This is a genomic window from Shewanella sediminis HAW-EB3 (genome assembly GCF_000018025.1).
In the GTDB taxonomy this organism is placed as follows: Bacteria; Pseudomonadota; Gammaproteobacteria; order Enterobacterales; family Shewanellaceae; genus Shewanella; species Shewanella sediminis.
Map to the genome: position 1 here is coordinate 2,848,409 of NC_009831.1, position 17,647 is coordinate 2,866,055.

Sequence of the window (17,647 nt, forward strand, 5' to 3'; positions counted from 1 at the left end):
ATAAACTGCACTAGCACGCCCGATTGGTACAAGCGTCTAACTTAATGAGTTGTCCATATAAAATTACCGAAAGTATTTCAGGTGACAACCTATGCGTTATTAATGCATGACTACTGTATTAGGCGGTGATTAATTGGTGTTCCCTCACCAGTAGAGATGTATCCATAAAGGTTACTCAGTTATGTCTATGGTGAACCAATATGAACCTGATACAGACAAAAGACAGAGGGCTTAATAAAAGCAGAGAATTGTATATAGAGAGCAATGAAAGAGGTGATTCTTAGTCAATCACCTCTCTACGGCAATTTACGGTGAAACTGGCGATAGGGCTCTATGCTCTACCACCAGCTCAATATTAAGAGGGTTACAAGATATAGCTTACAAACTGACGCTGAATGGCTTATCACCCGCCCAGTAAATGGTTTGAACCTTGCCCTCAGCCGTTGTAATTCTGACTTCAAAGTCAGTCGTTTTTCGCTCGACACAGACATTGAAGTCATTAGCGAATGCACGAATATGGTTGAGGCACATCACATTCCAGGTGGTTGGCAGATAAGGCGCTAAGTTAAAACGCTTGAATCCCGTCGGCTCGATACCAAATACCCCTTCGGTAACGACACGTGCATAGAGCGCGCTCTCGGCCGATAGGTGCCTCTGGCTCCCCTCCGGCCAAGCCTCTACCGCATAGGGAACATGCTCACCCAGAAGGCGCTTGCGGGAATAGTATTTGAAGTAACGCATCGCGGTATCAGTCTCAGCAGCACTGAATATTCCTCTGAATGCGTAGAGGGTCGCCCTGTCCCAAAATGTTTCATTGCCCGCCTCACTGTAGATGCCATCAGCGCTCCATAGCAGAGGCGATAACAAGGCATCTAAGGTCCCCTGCTTACGATCGAATATCCCCATGGTCAACGGCAGCGCGATCCAGGCCCTTAACTTGTCGTTTCCTTCATAGTAGCGATAGGTGTCGTAACCCTGAACCTTAGCGCCGAAATAACTCTCGATAGAGTGAAGTAATTTCTCAGCCTGCTTTTGATATCTTCGGGCAACCGCTTCCCGTCCCAGCTCTTGGTTAAGGTGAACCGAGGAGATAAGCGCACCATAGGTCAGCATATTTGTACTCAAATTAAACTCACCGGCCGGGAAACGCCCCTCAAGCTCATCGCTATCGGATGCGATAATGCCAAGCTCGGACATTTTTGTGAAGCTAAAGTCGAGACACCAATCGATTAGGGGCAGTAACTGCTTGGCCTGATCCCTGTCACCGTAAGCCAGCGCAAATCGGCTCGCACCGTAGGCGATCATTGCGCAATCTCCCCTGTCACCAGCGCCATTCCATATGTCATCCCCCTCGGCAATAATTGATGATGGAATTGGATTAAAGTCATCGTTCATATAACGGGCGAAATGCCGGAAACTGTTAATGGCCGATTCGTTACCGGTTTTATTGCCGAGAAAAGGAAAGAAAGGATCGATATATTCGGCCTGGTCGTTGGCCCAGATGGCGGCATAATAACGTCCCCCACCCGGCGCATGCATAAGACCACCTTTGGTACGAAAGATACTCTCGGCCGAACGTAACTTAGCAAAGTCAAACATCTTATTTAATACAGGATCCGGGGTTTCCAGCTGCAGATCATTTTTCAAACTGCTGACATAGGCTTGTCGAGCTACAAGTTCGTCAGAAGAGTTATAGCCTGCTTGCTGACCCTGTTTCGTCGCCTTAAATTGAACGAAACTGGTTACCGACTCCCCGACGGCGAGTTTAAACATACCTGTTCTGTCGTTACGGGCAGTAATGATATATGCACCGTAAACACCCTCTTTTTCCGGTGTTTTCACCCTATAGTCTAATGCTGAAATACCTACATAAACCTGTTCAGTGCCCATGTTTGTAATAGTGAATCGCTCCACTATGATCGGCGCAGTCGGACTGGGCGCAAGTGTTCGCGACAGCCTCACATTGTCATCGATCTTGCTCGTAATGGTTAGCACACCATCAAATTGAATACCTCTCACTCGTTCCTGATTGGTGGCCTTTCCATTAACCGTTATCATAGGCGAAACGGAAAGCGGAAAATCATGAATTAAACTGGCATGGGTATCATTGGGGATAGTGCGCAGCATTGGCCAAACAATTTTGCGTTGAAGTGACAGGTTTTCCTTCTCATCACTGCCATAATAGATAATGCCTGAGACCTGTTCACCACTGAATTCCAGATGATCTTCATGTTGGTCCTTCACCCGCCACGCGATACCGGTATCGGACAGAGTCCAGCGATCGGTTAACGTATTAGCCAGGCTGTCGACCGAAGCAGTTAGCTTTACCGCCGTTTCAGCGTTCGCTGTTTGAGTGGATAATGGTATCAAAGGGACAAACAGACAAGATGCAAGCAAGAGTGGTAGGCGCATATGAGTTTCTCTGGTAGTAGTAGTAGCTTCAAGATTTAGTTCTCGATGACAATAACCAAAATCTTATGGCGTTCGACTCAGAGTGAATGTGATTGTAAGTATCGAATCGAGATAACCATAATGTTTCGATAGCCATTCAAGCATGATTTACTCAATCTAACGTACTGATAAAGAACTAACTATTCCTGAAAAATAACCCGCTAAAATTCATTACGAAACTCACGACCAAAGTTAATCGTAAACGCCTGAACATATACTGCTACAAGACGCACCGCCTGAACTCTAAAGGTGACATATTATATTCACGCTGAAAAATATCATAAAATCGGCTCACGGAACCAAAACCGGCCTCTAAAGCGATGTTTAATACAGGATTCTCGGTGTCGACTAACAGTGCCTGAGCATGTTGCAAACGCAGCTGATTTATATATTGTTTAATTGAAACCCTCATGACACGATTAAACAACTTCATCGCATAGTTTTTATGTAACCCCGTGGAGTTAGCAACATCGGCAATAGTGATCTTCTGATCATAATTGTCAGCTATATAACGCAGCATGGCTTGGATATGGGTCAATCCGCTCAAGGTAGGCGCGTTATTATCATTACACGCTTTATTTGCCAGATCATAGGTGCTGTAGTTCTCCAGCGACATACGCCGGATCCGACCACGAATTTCATTGATAACCTGTACCGTCATCATGTGATTATTTTTCAACAGATCCTTTTCCCAGATCTGAGTGATCTGTTCATCACAGGCATACAAACTATCGGAAACTAATACCTCACCATGCAAAAGCTGACTGACAAACTCATTGGGAAGCTTCCATGTTAAAAATGCCTGCAAGGGAACATAGACATTAACCAGATCGCCCTCGCCGTATGTCGCGGTCATCTGGTGTGGAAAGGAGGCCCAAAACAGCAACATACGTCCTTCTGGCACACTTATCTTCTTACCGTTAATCAGATAATCTGCTGAGCAGTTAAATAGATAGTTAATCTCTATATGTCCGTGCCAATGGCTATGGGGCATCACCTTGGGTTGAAGCCTTCTGAAGCCAAACTTATGTTCCATCCCCTGGGTTTCGAGAGGACTACTGTCGCTGAAGGCAATTTTTTGAACCCAATCCAACATGGCCGTAATCCACCTAAATATTAAAAGTTAACTTGTAAGCTAGGTTATCTATTAGATCTGAAGAAACCAAGAGATATTAATTCACAATGAAAAGGAGAATTCATAGCAAAGCAACATTTATTTGCCTCTATCTTGAAGCCTTGTGCTAATGTAACTTGATGTAGTCATTGTATTAAGTAGCAAAATAGCATGAGTCACTTATTCGCCCATCTCGCTCGCATGAAATTAATTCAACGCTGGCCATTAATGTACAATGTTAGAAGTGAAAATGTGCAGGAACACTCCTTGCAAGTGGCTATGGTTGCACATGCCCTGGCCATCATTAGCAATCAAAAATTTGGAACGCAACTGAGTCCGGATAGAGCCGCTACCGTCGCTATCTTTCACGACGCCAGTGAGATCTTGACAGGTGATCTCCCTACCCCGGTTAAATATTTCAATAAAGAGATAGAGGCCGAGTATAAAAAAATCGAGGCCATCGCAGAACACAGACTGTTAGAGATGGTGCCTGAGGAGTTTAAAAGTGATTACCAGTCGCTGTTATCCAGTGAGTATGCCGACAGTGAATATAAACAGCTGGTTAAATCCGCCGATACCCTTTGTGCATTCCTTAAATGTTTAGAAGAGCATAGGGCCGGGAATAATGAATTTAATACTGCCAGGAAACGACTCGAGCAGTCGTTAGAGCAAGATCCGAACCCGGCAGTTAAATATTTCATCGACTGCTTTATTCCCAGCTTTAAACTAAACCTGGATGACATTAACAGATTACTTTAACTCGCAAAAATAAGGTTACCGATGACAGAGTCTCTATGGCACGAAAGGCGTCTGACGGAAGAGAAGAAAAGGCGCAACGATCATCGCAGTCCCTATCAAAGGGATCGAGCGCGGATCCTTCACTCCGCGGCATTCAGACGTTTGCAGGCTAAGACACAAGTGCTCGGTGTAGGCATGAACGATTTCTACCGCACCCGACTCACTCACTCATTAGAGGTGTCTCAAATAGGAACCGGCATTCGCGCTCAGCTAAAACAAAAACGGCCGGAATTTGATCACCTGTTTGATTCAATGAGTTTAATTGAATCTCTCTGCCTCGCTCACGATATCGGACACCCGCCATTTGGCCATGGCGGAGAGGTGGCACTCAACTATATGATGCGCGATCACGGCGGCTTCGAAGGAAATGGTCAAACATTCAGAATACTCACAGGACTGGAACCCTATACCGAATACTATGGCATGAACCTGTGCAGGCGTACCCTGTTGGGGATCTTAAAATACCCGGCTCCTTACTCATCGTTATACCGCGCTTCCGGTAACAAGCCAGTTAACAACATCAGACAACTTAAGCCTTCACAGTGGACGCCGGTTAAGGGAATTTTCGATGATGACAGTGGGATTTTAGATTGGGTGCTCGAGCCGTTAAACGGATCGGACCGGGAAAGATTTTTATCCCACCGTGATCTCGGTGCCAATAAGCACCTGCGTACGCAATTTAAATCATTAGATTGCTCTGTAATGGAGCTTGCCGATGACATCGCTTATGCCGTACATGATCTCGAAGATGCTATTGTCATGGGCATTGTCACACCATCTCAATGGCAGCAGGATGTGGCGTCGAAACTCACGTTGAGTCATGATGCATGGATTAAAGAGGAGTTTACCAACATAGGGCAGAATCTGTTCTCTCATCAACACCATCTCAGAAAAGATGCTATCGGCACTTTGGTCAATGGATTTGTTACCGCCATCGATATCGTTGAAGACAGAGCCTTTACCGACCCCCTTTTACGTTTCAATGCGGGCCTCGATACCAGTTTCTCGGAAGCCTTAGAGGTGTTGAAGCAGTTTGTCTATAAATATGTGATCAGAAAGCCTGAGATCCAGATGCTCGAATACAAGGGACAACAGATTGTGATGGAGCTGTTTGAGGCATTTGAGTCAGATCCGGAGCGATTACTGCCAACCCATACTCAGGAGCGCTGGCGGGAGAGTCACACCAAAGGGCTAAACAGCCATCGAGTTATCGCCGATTACATCTCTGGCATGACAGATGAATTCGCCGCCAGACTTCATCAGCACCTCTTCAATCCTAAGGCAGGTTCTATGATAGAGCTAAATGGAGAGCTTTAGACTTTTGAGCGAGCGTTCCGGGAGTGACGATAAAAGCCTTAAGTCTCTATAGTTCCGGATAGAGAGTCGTTACTCCAAAGGCGCTCGGTTATTGGGCCGGGCAAGAATAACCTCCGATGGGAACAACATCTGCTGGATATATTCCCGCGTCTCTACCTTAAAACCCGATGCTATGAGCTCATCGGTTAACGTGACGCCTCTACAACCTCCCATCAATTTTGGCGATAGATGGTATATCAACTCATACATTCGACTGAACCGAGACTCTCCCTGAGTCATATTCACTAAAATCAGTCGACCATCGTGTTTCAACACCCTTTTAAACTCATTGAGAATAACAGGCATCTCTTTAAAGGCGATCAGATCGAACATGTAATTATTCATGAGAATATCGACACTATGACTCTCTATATTGAGTTTAAATGCACTTCCTGTTTCCAGCTGATAAGTCGCATTTTCAACCTTCTTGAGTCTGGCCTTTGCCTTGTCGAGCATACCGGTCGAGATGTCGATGCCGATGTTTGTTCCTGTGGGATTTTGTTTTACAAGCTCTGCAAAAGTTAAACCCGTCCCGACCGCGACTTCCAGGATAGCGCTACCATCATCGATGCTAGCCAACTCGAGTGCCCTGCTTCTGGCCTTAGTTTCTGTCAGTGCGCCCCAGATATCATAAACGGGTGCAAGTTTATCGTATACCGCAATTATCTTATGTTGAGGCACACAAGCATCTTGTACCTGAGTTGCACGGCGACGAAACATGACAAACGCCTCCTAAAGTTTCTGGCAGCGATTATAGGGATACCTTAAGTATCAACCTTAACTGTATATCTGCAAGGATTCAGTGTGACGTTACTCTTTTATTGCAGCTCAGCTTTTTTCAGCAAAAGCTCACCAATAAAATCGATCGATGAAACGATCCCTTTAATGGCATCATTCTCGACCACTAGAAGGTGATGAATATTATGAGCAACCATAAGTTCGGCAGCCTCTTTAATGGAAGTATCCGTTCCGACTTCGATAATTTTATGGGTGCACTTCTACTTTGAACAAGAGTCCCATGCCCGCTCAATTTTGGCGTCCTTATTACTCGCATGAAAGTGAACAATATCCGTTGAACTAACAACCTTAAAACACCTGCCACTGACATCGACAACAGGAGCGCATGAATGCGATATTTGATTTAGTATTGGTAATATATAGGTAGGTTAAAAGGAAAATTATCGATAAATTAATGACAATTCGCCCAATTTATTAGAGACCTATTAATAATAGATGCATAAAAAAACGCACATAAAAGTGCGTTTATATAGATGCGGTATCATCGATGCGATAGCTAACCCAGCAAACTCGGGAAGAGGCCTTTGAAACCTGCGGCAATCACTTCGATTCCGATGGATAGCATCAATAGTCCCATCAAACGTGTGATCACGTTAATTCCCGTCTTTCCCAAAACCTTATAGATCACAGGTGCCATTCTAAAGAGTACAAAACTCGTTATTCCAAACAAGACGACTGTCAAAGACATGCCGATAAGGTTAATGAAAGAATCATGCTCTGCGGCCGACACGATTACCGAACTGATCGCACCGGGGCCAGCCATTAACGGCAGCGCTAAAGGAACGACTGCGACGGATTCCATCCCCGACGCTTCACGGTCCTCCTCTTTATTGCGTTTCACTTCACCTAACTTACCCTGAAGCATAGACATGGCAATAATGGCTATCAGCGAACCACCCGCTATACGAAATGCTGAAAGCGAAATACTAAACATATTCAAAATATGTTGTCCCGCTACAATCGTCACCAATAGAATGACGACCACCGCAAAATTAGCTACCTTACCGGTATGGTTACGTTCAGCTTCAGTCTGATGACTGGTTAAGCTGACAAAAACCGGTAACAAGCCAACGGGATTAATGATCGCCACTAATCCAAGAAAAAATTTAACATAAAGTGTTAAATCCAAGTACTTACCCTCTACAATAAACAATAAAGCTGTTTTATTATTTAGCTCATAACGAATTTCGCTACTGTACCCTATGATTGCTTATGGGAAAAATGAGTTTTTATAATTTATTTCACATTTTCAGATAAAAAAAATTAATCAACAAACTCTGTTATTGCCGTTAAAGTGTGCAAACAAGTTGTTAACATCGTTATTTTATTACATATACAGCCGGATTTGTGGTTATGATCACGGTTAATATTGGCATTTGGGTGTAATTTTTCTCCATGGAGATGATTTAGCCAAATCACCAAGTTTTGCTAAATTTTTTTCGAGGAACATATTATGACTGTGACAAATGAACAAGAACTCGATCTTCTTGTACAACGTGTAGCAGATGCTCAGGCCGAATATGCAAATTTCAGTCAGGAGCAGGTAGATAAAATATTTCGAGCTGCGGCACTCGCCGCTGCAGATGCCAGGATCTCATTAGCCAAGATGGCTGCCAATGAAACTGGCATGGGTGTGATTGAAGATAAAGTGATTAAGAATCACTTTGCATCTGAATACATCTACAACAAATACAAAGATGAGAAGACATGTGGGATATTGGATGAAGATCCGACATTCGGCACCATTACTATAGCGGAACCTGTCGGCATTATTTGTGGCATCGTGCCAACGACAAACCCGACTTCTACCGCCATTTTCAAGGCATTGATCAGCCTCAAGACTCGTAACGGCATTATTTTCTCACCTCACCCTCGCGCCAAAGAGTCCACGACTACAGCTGCAAGGTTAGTATTAAATGCAGCCATCGAAGCCGGCGCACCTAAAGATATTATCGGTTGGATCGACGAGCCTAGTGTTGCCCTCTCAAATCAGTTGATGACCCACGACAAGATTAACCTGATCTTGGCAACTGGTGGACCAGGAATGGTTAAAGCGGCCTACTCTTCAGGAAAGCCGGCTATCGGTGTTGGCGCAGGTAACACCCCAATTGTCATCGATGAAACCGCAGATATTAAACGTGCTGTGAGCTCAATATTGATGTCTAAAACATTCGATAACGGCGTGGTCTGTGCCTCCGAACAAGCCGTCGTGATTGTCGATGAGATATACGATACCGTTAAGGAACGTTTTGCTACACATGGTGGCTATATCTTATCTAAAGATGAAACAGCTGCGATGCAGAATGTCATCTTAAAAAATGGTGGCCTCAATGCCGATATCGTCGGGCAAAGCGCTGTAACCATAGCCGCCATGGCCGATATCGAAGTTCCGAGCTGGACTAAGGTATTGATTGGTGAAGTGGAAGATGTTTCTGAAGCTGAAGCATTTGCTCATGAAAAACTATCGCCATTGTTGGGTATGTATCGAGTCAAAGACTTCGAAGCTGCCATGGATAAAGCCGAAGCTCTGGTTACATTGGGTGGTATTGGTCACACATCGGGTCTGTACACCAACCAAGATACACAAACTGAGCGCGTGATGGCATTTGGTTTCCGCATGAAGACTGCGCGAATATTGATTAACACTCCAGCATCACAAGGTGGTATTGGCGATCTTTATAACTTTAAACTAGCGCCTTCACTTACACTGGGTTGTGGTTCTTGGGGAGGTAACTCTATCTCTGAAAACGTGGGTCCAAGTCACTTAATCAATAAGAAAATGGTCGCTAAGAGGGCTGAAAATATGTTGTGGCACAAGCTACCGTCTTCAATTTACTTCCGTCGCGGTAGCCTACCTATTGCACTCGAAGAGTTGAGTGATAAGAAACGCGCCCTTATCGTTACAGATAAATACCTATTTAATAACGGTTACTGTGATGAGACGATTAAGATCCTAAAATCTCAAGGCCTCGAGACCGAAATCTTCTACGAAGTGGAAGCCGATCCAACCTTAGCAATTGTCACTCAAGGCGCTAAGATGGCTCAGAGCTTCCAACCCGATGTGATTATCGCGCTTGGCGGTGGTTCTCCAATGGATGCAGCTAAAATCATCTGGGTGATGTATGAGCATCCCGATGTAGACTTTGCCGACTTGGCATTGCGCTTCATGGATATTCGTAAGCGTATCTATAAATTCCCTAAATTGGGTGTTAAGGCGCAGATGGTTGCCATCCCTACAACTTCAGGTACAGGTTCAGAAGTGACACCGTTTGCGGTTGTTACCGATGAAAAAACCGGCATGAAGTACCCTATTGCCGATTATCAGCTAACACCGAATATGGCGATTGTGGATCCGAACCTTGTCATGGACATGCCAAAATCATTAACCGCTTTTGGTGGCATCGATGCGGTAACCCATGCTCTGGAAGCCTATGTCAGTGTGATGGCCAACGAATACAGCGATGGCCAGGCGCTTCAGGCCTTGGATCTACTATTTAAGCACCTTCCTGATTCTTATAACCACGGTGCAGCAGCCCCTATTGCACGTGAGAAAGTACACAACGGTGCGACCATTGCGGGTATCGCCTTTGCTAACGCTTTCTTGGGAATTTGTCACTCGATGGCCCATAAGTTAGGCGCCGAGTTCCACCTTGCACATGGTTTGGCCAATGCATTATTGATTAACAATGTGATCCGTTTCAACGCAACTGACATGCCGACTAAACAAGCGGCCTTCAGTCAGTATGACCGTCCTAAGGCACTTTGTCGTTACGCGAAAATTGCAGAATATTTAAACCTAGGTGGAACGACCGATGAAGAAAAAGTTGAAGCACTCATTGAAGAGGTCGATCAACTCAAGAAGACGATTGGCATTCCGGCTTCGATCCGAGAAGCAGGAGTCAACGAAGCCGACTTCCTTGCAAAACTCGACGAGCTAGCTGAAGATGCGTTCGATGACCAATGTACAGGGGCTAACCCAAGATATCCGCTAATCGAAGAGCTTAAGCAGGTACTGCTTGCAAGTTTCTATGGTACAGCTTACAGCGACAAATAAACTCACTGGACAATTCAGTCACTGAGTAAGATTTGACATAATTAAAAGCCAGTTACCTTAAGTAACTGGCTTTTTTCTACTCTAGGTAGTGAGTCTAATCTTTCTTCCCCAGCCAATCTAACATGATGTTGTTGAACCGTTCTGGGGCCTCAATCATTACCCAATGTCTTGTTTGAAATGGCTCCACCCTATTTCGCTTATCAGAGGCAATCTTTTCTACCCAAGGTGTTGAGTGGAACATGCCGGGTTTATTTTCACCGTACATGAAGAGCAATGGGCAGGTGATCTCCAGAGGAAGATGATCCAGCGATCGTCCTGTTAACACATGACTCCACTTCCAATAATAGGAATAGGTCATCGATGAGGTGATAGATCCGGGTTCTCCTGGAGCATGAAGCAGCTTTGCCATCTTACGAGTCATGGCATCACCTAATTTTCCACCAATTTTCCATGCCGCAGCCAACCACATCTGGTAACCAAACATAAAGGCTTTCACCTTGGCCGACAACACATGCTCTTTGGAGCCTGCGTCACCTATATCCACTCCAATAATTCTAGTGACTTTTTCACGATAGTTCATGTAGAACTGGTAACCAAAGAAACATCCCCAGTCATGAAGCATCAATGTCACAGGCTTTCCATTGCCGACAGTGTCGACAATGGTATTGATCAGCTGCACGATCTCTTTCAGATCATATGCACGTCTTGGTTTGCTTTTGTCGTAACCGGGCAAGGTAAACCTAACGCAACGATATCTATCTTTGAGAACTTCAACTTGCTTATCCCAAACCCGGTAGGTATCCGGCCAGCCGTGAACCATCACGATGGTTTCATCACCCATACCCTCAACGTAAACATCCACATCTTCAACCTGTATTTTCTCAGTCATACCAACTCCGTTATTATTAACGTTTCGAAAAAACCAATTTCAAGTAAAAACGACTTTAGAGTAAAAGCTCTAATTCATTTGAGCGTAAAAGGAATGTAACAACAAATCAATATTTAGATAAAGAATGAGTGCATTTTTGTGAAAAGTATGACGGCGATCATCGACACATCAGAGGTGCGGGATGACTGTTTATAACAAAAAGCCCCAACTGAATGTTGAGGCCTTATGCGCTGAGTGAGGCTAACTTTTTAACACTTTAGACAGTTTACGCCTGCTGACGAGACTTTGCCTCGATGCGATAGGCATGCAATAGAGGCTCTGTATATCCTGATGGTTGATCTTTTCCTTTAAAAATCAGATCACAAGCTGCTTTAAAAGCGATACCGTCAAATTCAGGTGCCATATTAATATACTGCCTATCGGCTTCATTTTGTTTATCGACAACTTTCGCCATCTTATGCATTGAAGCGATCACCTGCTCTTCAGTACAGATACCATGTTCGAGCCAGTTGGCGATATGTTGAGATGAGATCCTTAACGTTGCCCTGTCTTCCATCAAACCGACATCGTTAATATCCGGTACTTTCGAGCAGCCCACCCCTTGATCGATCCAGCGCACCACATAGCCTAAAATTCCCTGAGCGTTATTGTCGAGTTCACGTTGGATCTGTTCATGAGTCAGTTCTGCCGGATTTTCAAGCAGTGGAATCGTCAATATATCCTCCAGACTCGCCCGCTCTCGTTCACAAAGTAGCTGTTGTCGATCCTGTACATTGATCTGATGGTAGTGCAAAGAGTGTAAGGTTGCTCCATTGGGCGACGGTACCCATGCCGTATTCGCTCCGGCGGTTGGATGAGCACCTTTCTGAGCTAACATAGCTGCCATCTCATCGGGCATCGCCCACATTCCCTTTCCTATCTGCGCTTTTCCAGGTAGCCCACAGGCCAAACCAATATCGACATTCCAATCTTCATAGGCATTAATCCAGGCTTGCTGTTTCATCTGAGTCTTGGGAACGAAAGGCCCGGCAAGCATCGAAGTATGTATTTCATCTCCGGTGCGGTCCAGAAAACCGGTATTGATAAACACGACCCTATCTTGTGCGACCCTAATACACTCCTTGAGGTTGACTGTGGTTCTGCGTTCCTCATCCATAATGCCCAACTTAATGGTGTCACGGGATAACTTGAGCGCATCTTCAATTCTAGTGAACAGCTCGCAGGTAAACTCGACCTCTTCGGGACCGTGCATCTTGGGCTTAACGATATTAACGGATCCCGCACGGCTATTCGATCGCTTGTTATTGTTGCCTTTTAGATCATGCATAGCGGCGAGCACAGTCACCATGCCGTCTAAGATCCCTTCCGGGATCTCGTTACCCTCTTTGTCTAAAATCGCATTATTTGTCATCAAATGACCAACATTACGAATAAACAACAGACTTCTGCCCGGTAGAGTCAGGTTTCTCCCCTCGGTGTCTTTATACTGGCGATCCTCGTTTAACTCACGGGTGAAGCTCTTACCACTTTTTTTCACCTCTGCAGACAGAGTGCCTTGCATAAGACCAAGCCAATTACGGTATATTTCACACTTATCTTCGGCATCGACGGCAGCGACGGAGTCTTCACAATCCATAATGGTGGTGACGGCGGCTTCGACGAGTAGATCTTTGACATTGGCTTTATCGGTCTTACCGATAGGATGTTCGCCATCTATCTGTATCTCTACATGTAGGCCGTTATTTTTCAATAAAATCGCTGTTGGTGACTTCTCATCTCCTTGATAGCCAATAAACTTTTCCGGCTCCCGTAAGCGAGTATCGCAACCGTCTGATAGCGTAACCAACAGGCTTGCCCCATCGACCTGATAATGAACGACTTCACTATGACTCCCAACGGCTAACGGGGCCAGTGTATCTAAGTGTTGTTTAGCGAACGCGACAACTTTTGCACCGCGAACAGGATTAAAGTGTGCAGTTATTTCTGCGCCGCCATCGAAGCTAATAGCATCGGTACCATACAAGGCATCATATAAGCTGCCCCATCGGGCATTAGCAGCATTTAAGGCAAATCGTGCATTTTTAACCGGCACCACTAACTGAGGACCGGCTTGCTCTGCTATTTCGATATCCACATTTGCCGTCGACACCAAAAAATCTTCACCTTCAGGAACAAGATAACCAATCTTGGTCAAGAACGCCTTATAGGCGTCAGGTTCATGCTGCTTATGGGTTAAGTGCCACTGATCGATTTGCTGCTGTAATTCATCACGTTTTTCTAGAAGTGCTCGGTTCTTGGGTCCGAGGTCATCGATTAAGGCTTCAAACTTAGTCCAGAATCTATCTGAGTCGATCCCTGTCCCCGGAATGATCTGCTCATTGATCAATTCATAGAGCATAGTTGCCACTTGCAGATTGCCAACTTGAATTCGTGATGTCATATCGCATCCCTTCTGTTAATTAACTGATGTCAGCTTGATAGCGACTCTTCTATTATTCGAACCTGAATCCCATTTACTTTTACCATTCATACCAAAATACCGAAGGTTTTATAAGCAAGTATGGAAAATAAGACAATTATGAGTCTATATCACCCTATTGGCATATATGTAATTTATCGTAATTATTATTGGCATTCATACAAATTATAATACTCAACATTCAGCTCAGAACCTATCGATGATGCGTGCGGTTTCGGTGATAAGCTCTCGCATCCACCTGTGAGCAGGGTTGTGCTGCAACAGCGGACTCCATGCCATTGTCAACTCTATAGGAGGTATATCGAAAGGTGGAGGAACGATACTTACCCTACTATTATCTTGTTGTAGTCTCGCCATCTTACTGGGGACTGTCGCTATCAGGTCTTGACGTTCAGCCAATGAACTCGCCGCTTGATAATGTCGGGTAAATACGGTGATCCTGCGTTTAGCATTTAATCTAGCCAGTGCTTCATCGACCCAACCTAAGCGCTGAACATCATCGGGATCCATACCAACACCAACCCCCATCCCGGTTTTACTTACCCAAACATGATGCGCATCCAGATAGCTTTCAAGATTAAAGTTTTTCAGTACCGGATGTTTTTTGTTGATTAAACAGCTGAATGTGTCTTTCCACAGTACTTTTTGGTGAAAAGATTGCGGGATACTGTCGAAACGGTTGATCACCATATCGACTCTTCCTTGCTCAACATCTGGAAAGTTAACATCGCTGGGTGTCATGATATCAAGGATCACCTTCGGCGCTTCATTACGTAATCTGGCTATAAGAAGTGGGATCAGGGTGGCTTCGGCGTAATCGGAGGCCATCATTCTGAACACCTTCTCACTTTCATAAGGGTTGAACTTGGCTTTGGGTTGTACCGCCTTCTCCAGGCCCACCAGCAACTCGCGGATCTCAGGTTTTAGCTCCGATGCCCGCTCAGTCGGGGTCATACCTTTGCTGGTTCTGATTAACAGGGGATCATCAAATAGAACACGCAATCTTTTCAGGCCGTTACTCATCGCTGGTTGGCTGATACCCAGCTGATCTGCGGCCCGAGTAACATTTAGTTCACGAAGTAAAACATCAAAATAAACCAATAAATTCAGGTCAATACGAGATATATTCATAAAACAAATACCGAAGATAATAACTATAAATTAGACTAATTTAACCTAATCTTACTATTATTTTTAACGGAAGCAATCAATCGTTGTTAATCATTTTTTGTAGGAAGGGACTTACCATGTCAAATTACAGAGCAGATATCGATACAGCAACAACCTTGTTAGAGAAAGAAGGTAGCGCCTGGAATGCAATCAACCCTGAATCAGTAGCCCGTATGCGAGCTCAGAACCAATTTAAGACAGGTTTGGACATTGCCAAGTATACCGCCAAAATAATGCGCGAAGACATGGCTAACTATGATGCAGACAGCTCACAGTACACTCAATCACTGGGTTGCTGGCACGGGTTTATCGGCCAACAGAAGATGATCGCGATTAAGAAGCATCTTTTAACGACTAAACGCCGTTACCTGTACCTATCTGGCTGGATGGTTGCAGCACTGCGCAGCGAGTTCGGCCCACTGCCGGATCAGTCTATGCACGAAAAAACGTCTGTCGCCAGCCTTATCGCCGAGTTATACACCTTCCTTCGTCAGGCCGATGCCCGTGAATTAGGTGGACTATTTCGCGAACTGGATAAAGCCGAAGGTGCAGATAAAGCCGCTGTACAAGACAAGATTGATAACTTTGAAACTCATGTAGTACCGATTATCGCCGACATCGACGCCGGTTTTGGTAATGAAGAAGCCACCTACCTGATGGCAAAACAGATGATTGAAGCGGGTGCCTGTTGTATCCAGCTTGAAAACCAGGTATCTGATGTGAAACAGTGCGGACACCAGGACGGTAAAGTCACGGTGCCACATATTGAGTTTCTTGCCAAGATCAATGCTGTACGTTACGCATTCCTCGAGCTTGGCATCGACGATGGTGTCATTGTTGCCCGTACCGACTCATTGGGTGCAGGTCTGACACAGAAGATTGCAGTAACCACTGAACCTGGCGATCTGGGCGACCAATACAACTCATTCCTTGAAGTTGAAGAGGTATCGACCGATAACTTACTCAATGGGGATGTAGTATTTAAACGCGGTGACAAACTCGTTAAGCCATCACGCCTTCCAAACGGCCTGTTTAAGTTCAGATCGGGTACGGGTGAAGAGCGTTGCGTTCTTGACTGTATCACCAGCCTGCAAAACGGTGCAGATCTATTGTGGATTGAAACAGAGAAGCCTCACGTTGCCCAAATTGGCGCTATGGTAAACGCTATCCGTGAAACCGTACCGAATGCCAAGCTTGTTTATAACAACTCACCTTCGTTTAACTGGACGCTTAATTTCCGTCAGCAGATCTTCGATGCGATGGCAGAAGCGGGTAAGGATGTATCGGGTTACGATCGTGCTAAGTTAATGAGCATCGATTATGACGAAACAGAGCTTGCGATAGAAGCCGATGAGAAGATCCGTACCTTCCAGGCTGATGCGGCGCGTGAAGCGGGTATCTTCCACCACCTGATCACACTACCGACATACCATACTGCGGCCTTGTCTACAGATAACCTGGCTAAAGAGTACTTCGGTGACCAAGGTATGCTGGGTTATGTAGCCGGCGTACAGCGCAAGGAGATCCGTCAGGGCATCGCTTGTGTTAAACACCAGAACATGGCGGGGTCAGATATGGGTGATGATCACAAAGGGTACTTCTCCGGAGACCAGGCACTGAAAGCATCCGGTAAAGACAACACAATGAACCAATTTGGTTAATCACATTTGATTAATAACATTTCCTTCTAGCTTCCCACTAGAGCCAAGCCAGAGTAGCAATACTCTGGCTTTTTTTATTGCCAAATACGGATTGAAAAAGCGATTAAGCCACTAAGATCCGCTGTAACTCATGCAGCGAGCTCACTTCAAAGTGTGGCTCTATCCCCTCTGGTCTCGGTGCATTATGGGTGTTCAGCCAACAGGTATGCAATCCGGCATTAATTCCACCTTGAATATCGGAATGAGGATTATCACCCACCATTAAGACTTTCTCTCTGTCGGGGTTTTCCATACGTTTCAATGCATGTTCGAAGATACCGACATCGGGTTTAGCTATTCCAACTTGCTCAGATATCACGACATGCTCGAATGCACCGAGCAAACCGGTCTTTTCTAACCTGACCGTCTGCAGCTCAGTAAAGCCGTTAGTGATGATGCCAAGGTTTGCCTTACCACTTAATTTTTCGATTAACTCTTTCGCGCCTGGCAGCAGAGCGCAAATTTCGGCCATTGCCGATAAGAAGGCACTGTTAAGGTGACTTGCGGTCACACTTAACTTTTCAGCCCAGTGGGTAAACCTTTGTTGCTGAAGCTCTGCCGCTGAGATGACACCATTCTGGTAATCGACCCAGAGTGGCTGGTTGATGAGTTGATAGGCATCAAAATCGACACGGGTAAAACTCACGCCAAAACGGCTAAACATCAATTTCAGGCCTTCGAAAGCATCGAAATGAAACAAGGTTTCATCGGCGTCGAAGAGGATCCAATCATATTTCATTGATAATATTCTATTATGTCTGCTTGATAGGGAAAGAGGCTGCTACTTAGTGCGGCGGCAGATTAAACATGCCGACAGCATAGGGATACTCTCGTTAGA

General features: G+C 45.1%; 13 protein-coding genes. 4 read left to right on the plus strand and 9 right to left on the minus strand.

The annotated features are described in order from the left end of the window. Positions 1-378 precede the first annotated feature (378 nt). The gene (locus tag SSED_RS12280; RefSeq protein ID WP_012142687.1) at positions 379-2,412 is read right to left on the minus strand and encodes a glucosidase family protein; all 2,034 of its coding nucleotides are present in this window, start codon (positions 2,410-2,412) and stop codon (positions 379-381) included. Positions 2,413-2,671: 259 nt separating this feature from the next. Beyond that, on the minus strand, positions 2,672-3,547 hold the full coding sequence (locus SSED_RS12285) for a helix-turn-helix domain-containing protein (RefSeq protein ID WP_012142688.1): 876 nt from the start codon (positions 3,545-3,547) through the stop codon (positions 2,672-2,674). A 189-nt stretch (positions 3,548-3,736) separates the two neighbouring features. Here SSED_RS12285 and yfbR point away from each other — a divergent pair, with 189 nt between their 5' ends. Both yfbR and SSED_RS12295 read left to right on the plus strand, forming a co-directional pair. Then, a complete protein-coding gene (gene yfbR / locus SSED_RS12290; RefSeq protein ID WP_012142689.1) occupies positions 3,737-4,324 on the plus strand; it encodes a 5'-deoxynucleotidase in 588 nt (195 codons plus the stop codon). Between the two features lie 21 nt (positions 4,325-4,345). Next, positions 4,346-5,680 (plus strand): anti-phage deoxyguanosine triphosphatase, encoded by a 1,335-nt coding sequence (locus SSED_RS12295; RefSeq protein WP_012142690.1) that lies wholly within the window; start codon positions 4,346-4,348, stop codon positions 5,678-5,680. A 69-nt stretch (positions 5,681-5,749) separates the two neighbouring features. On the opposite strand, the gene SSED_RS12300 is transcribed toward SSED_RS12295, so the two are convergent. The 3 genes from SSED_RS12300 to SSED_RS12305 form a co-directional block, all read right to left on the minus strand. Beyond that, positions 5,750-6,439 (minus strand): class I SAM-dependent methyltransferase, encoded by a 690-nt coding sequence (locus SSED_RS12300; RefSeq protein WP_012142691.1) that lies wholly within the window; start codon positions 6,437-6,439, stop codon positions 5,750-5,752. Positions 6,440-6,537: 98 nt separating this feature from the next. Further along, positions 6,538-6,702 (minus strand): CBS domain-containing protein, encoded by a 165-nt coding sequence (locus tag SSED_RS25150; protein WP_083758946.1) that lies wholly within the window; start codon positions 6,700-6,702, stop codon positions 6,538-6,540. A 311-nt stretch (positions 6,703-7,013) separates the two neighbouring features. Next, the gene (locus SSED_RS12305) at positions 7,014-7,646 is read right to left on the minus strand and encodes a YchE family NAAT transporter (RefSeq protein ID WP_012142692.1); all 633 of its coding nucleotides are present in this window, start codon (positions 7,644-7,646) and stop codon (positions 7,014-7,016) included. 324 nt (positions 7,647-7,970) lie between these two features. On the opposite strand from SSED_RS12305, the gene adhE reads away from it, so the two are divergent. Next, positions 7,971-10,571: a bifunctional acetaldehyde-CoA/alcohol dehydrogenase gene (gene adhE, locus SSED_RS12310; RefSeq protein WP_012142693.1), complete on the plus strand. Its 2,601-nt coding sequence runs from the start codon at positions 7,971-7,973 to the stop codon at positions 10,569-10,571. A 94-nt stretch (positions 10,572-10,665) separates the two neighbouring features. Here adhE and SSED_RS12315 read toward each other — a convergent pair whose 3' ends face one another. From SSED_RS12315 to SSED_RS12325, 3 genes are all read right to left on the minus strand, one after another. Continuing rightward, positions 10,666-11,460: an alpha/beta fold hydrolase gene (locus SSED_RS12315; protein WP_012142694.1), complete on the minus strand. Its 795-nt coding sequence runs from the start codon at positions 11,458-11,460 to the stop codon at positions 10,666-10,668. Between the two features lie 265 nt (positions 11,461-11,725). Continuing rightward, positions 11,726-13,900 (minus strand): malate synthase G, encoded by a 2,175-nt coding sequence (locus SSED_RS12320; RefSeq protein WP_012142695.1) that lies wholly within the window; start codon positions 13,898-13,900, stop codon positions 11,726-11,728. 225 nt (positions 13,901-14,125) lie between these two features. After that, positions 14,126-15,070, minus strand: a complete 945-nt coding sequence (locus tag SSED_RS12325) for a LysR family transcriptional regulator (protein WP_012142696.1) — start codon at positions 15,068-15,070, stop codon at positions 14,126-14,128. A 116-nt stretch (positions 15,071-15,186) separates the two neighbouring features. Here SSED_RS12325 and SSED_RS12330 point away from each other — a divergent pair, with 116 nt between their 5' ends. Further along, on the plus strand, positions 15,187-16,770 hold the full coding sequence (locus SSED_RS12330) for an isocitrate lyase (RefSeq protein WP_012142697.1): 1,584 nt from the start codon (positions 15,187-15,189) through the stop codon (positions 16,768-16,770). A 103-nt stretch (positions 16,771-16,873) separates the two neighbouring features. Here the strand turns inward: SSED_RS12330 and yjjG are convergent, their stop codons facing one another. Then, positions 16,874-17,548, minus strand: coding sequence for a pyrimidine 5'-nucleotidase (yjjG, locus tag SSED_RS12335; protein WP_012142698.1), 675 nt, complete (start codon positions 17,546-17,548; stop codon positions 16,874-16,876). Positions 17,549-17,647: the final 99 nt, after the last annotated feature.

What these genes read in the sequence shown, in the direction of transcription:
- SSED_RS12300 (WP_012142691.1), bottom strand. Translation starts at nt 6,439, where the DNA reads ATGTTTCGTCGCCGTGCAACTCAGGTACAAGATGCTTGTGTGCCTCAA.
- SSED_RS12285 (WP_012142688.1), bottom strand. Translation starts at nt 3,547, where the DNA reads ATGTTGGATTGGGTTCAAAAAATTGCCTTCAGCGACAGTAGTCCTCTC.
- SSED_RS12320 (WP_012142695.1), bottom strand. Translation starts at nt 13,900, where the DNA reads ATGACATCACGAATTCAAGTTGGCAATCTGCAAGTGGCAACTATGCTC.
- SSED_RS12315 (WP_012142694.1), bottom strand. Translation starts at nt 11,460, where the DNA reads ATGACTGAGAAAATACAGGTTGAAGATGTGGATGTTTACGTTGAGGGT.
- adhE (WP_012142693.1), top strand. Translation starts at nt 7,971, where the DNA reads ATGACTGTGACAAATGAACAAGAACTCGATCTTCTTGTACAACGTGTA.
- yfbR (WP_012142689.1), top strand. Translation starts at nt 3,737, where the DNA reads ATGAGTCACTTATTCGCCCATCTCGCTCGCATGAAATTAATTCAACGC.
- SSED_RS12295 (WP_012142690.1), top strand. Translation starts at nt 4,346, where the DNA reads ATGACAGAGTCTCTATGGCACGAAAGGCGTCTGACGGAAGAGAAGAAA.
- SSED_RS12325 (WP_012142696.1), bottom strand. Translation starts at nt 15,070, where the DNA reads ATGAATATATCTCGTATTGACCTGAATTTATTGGTTTATTTTGATGTT.
- SSED_RS12330 (WP_012142697.1), top strand. Translation starts at nt 15,187, where the DNA reads ATGTCAAATTACAGAGCAGATATCGATACAGCAACAACCTTGTTAGAG.
- yjjG (WP_012142698.1), bottom strand. Translation starts at nt 17,548, where the DNA reads ATGAAATATGATTGGATCCTCTTCGACGCCGATGAAACCTTGTTTCAT.
- SSED_RS12280 (WP_012142687.1), bottom strand. Translation starts at nt 2,412, where the DNA reads ATGCGCCTACCACTCTTGCTTGCATCTTGTCTGTTTGTCCCTTTGATA.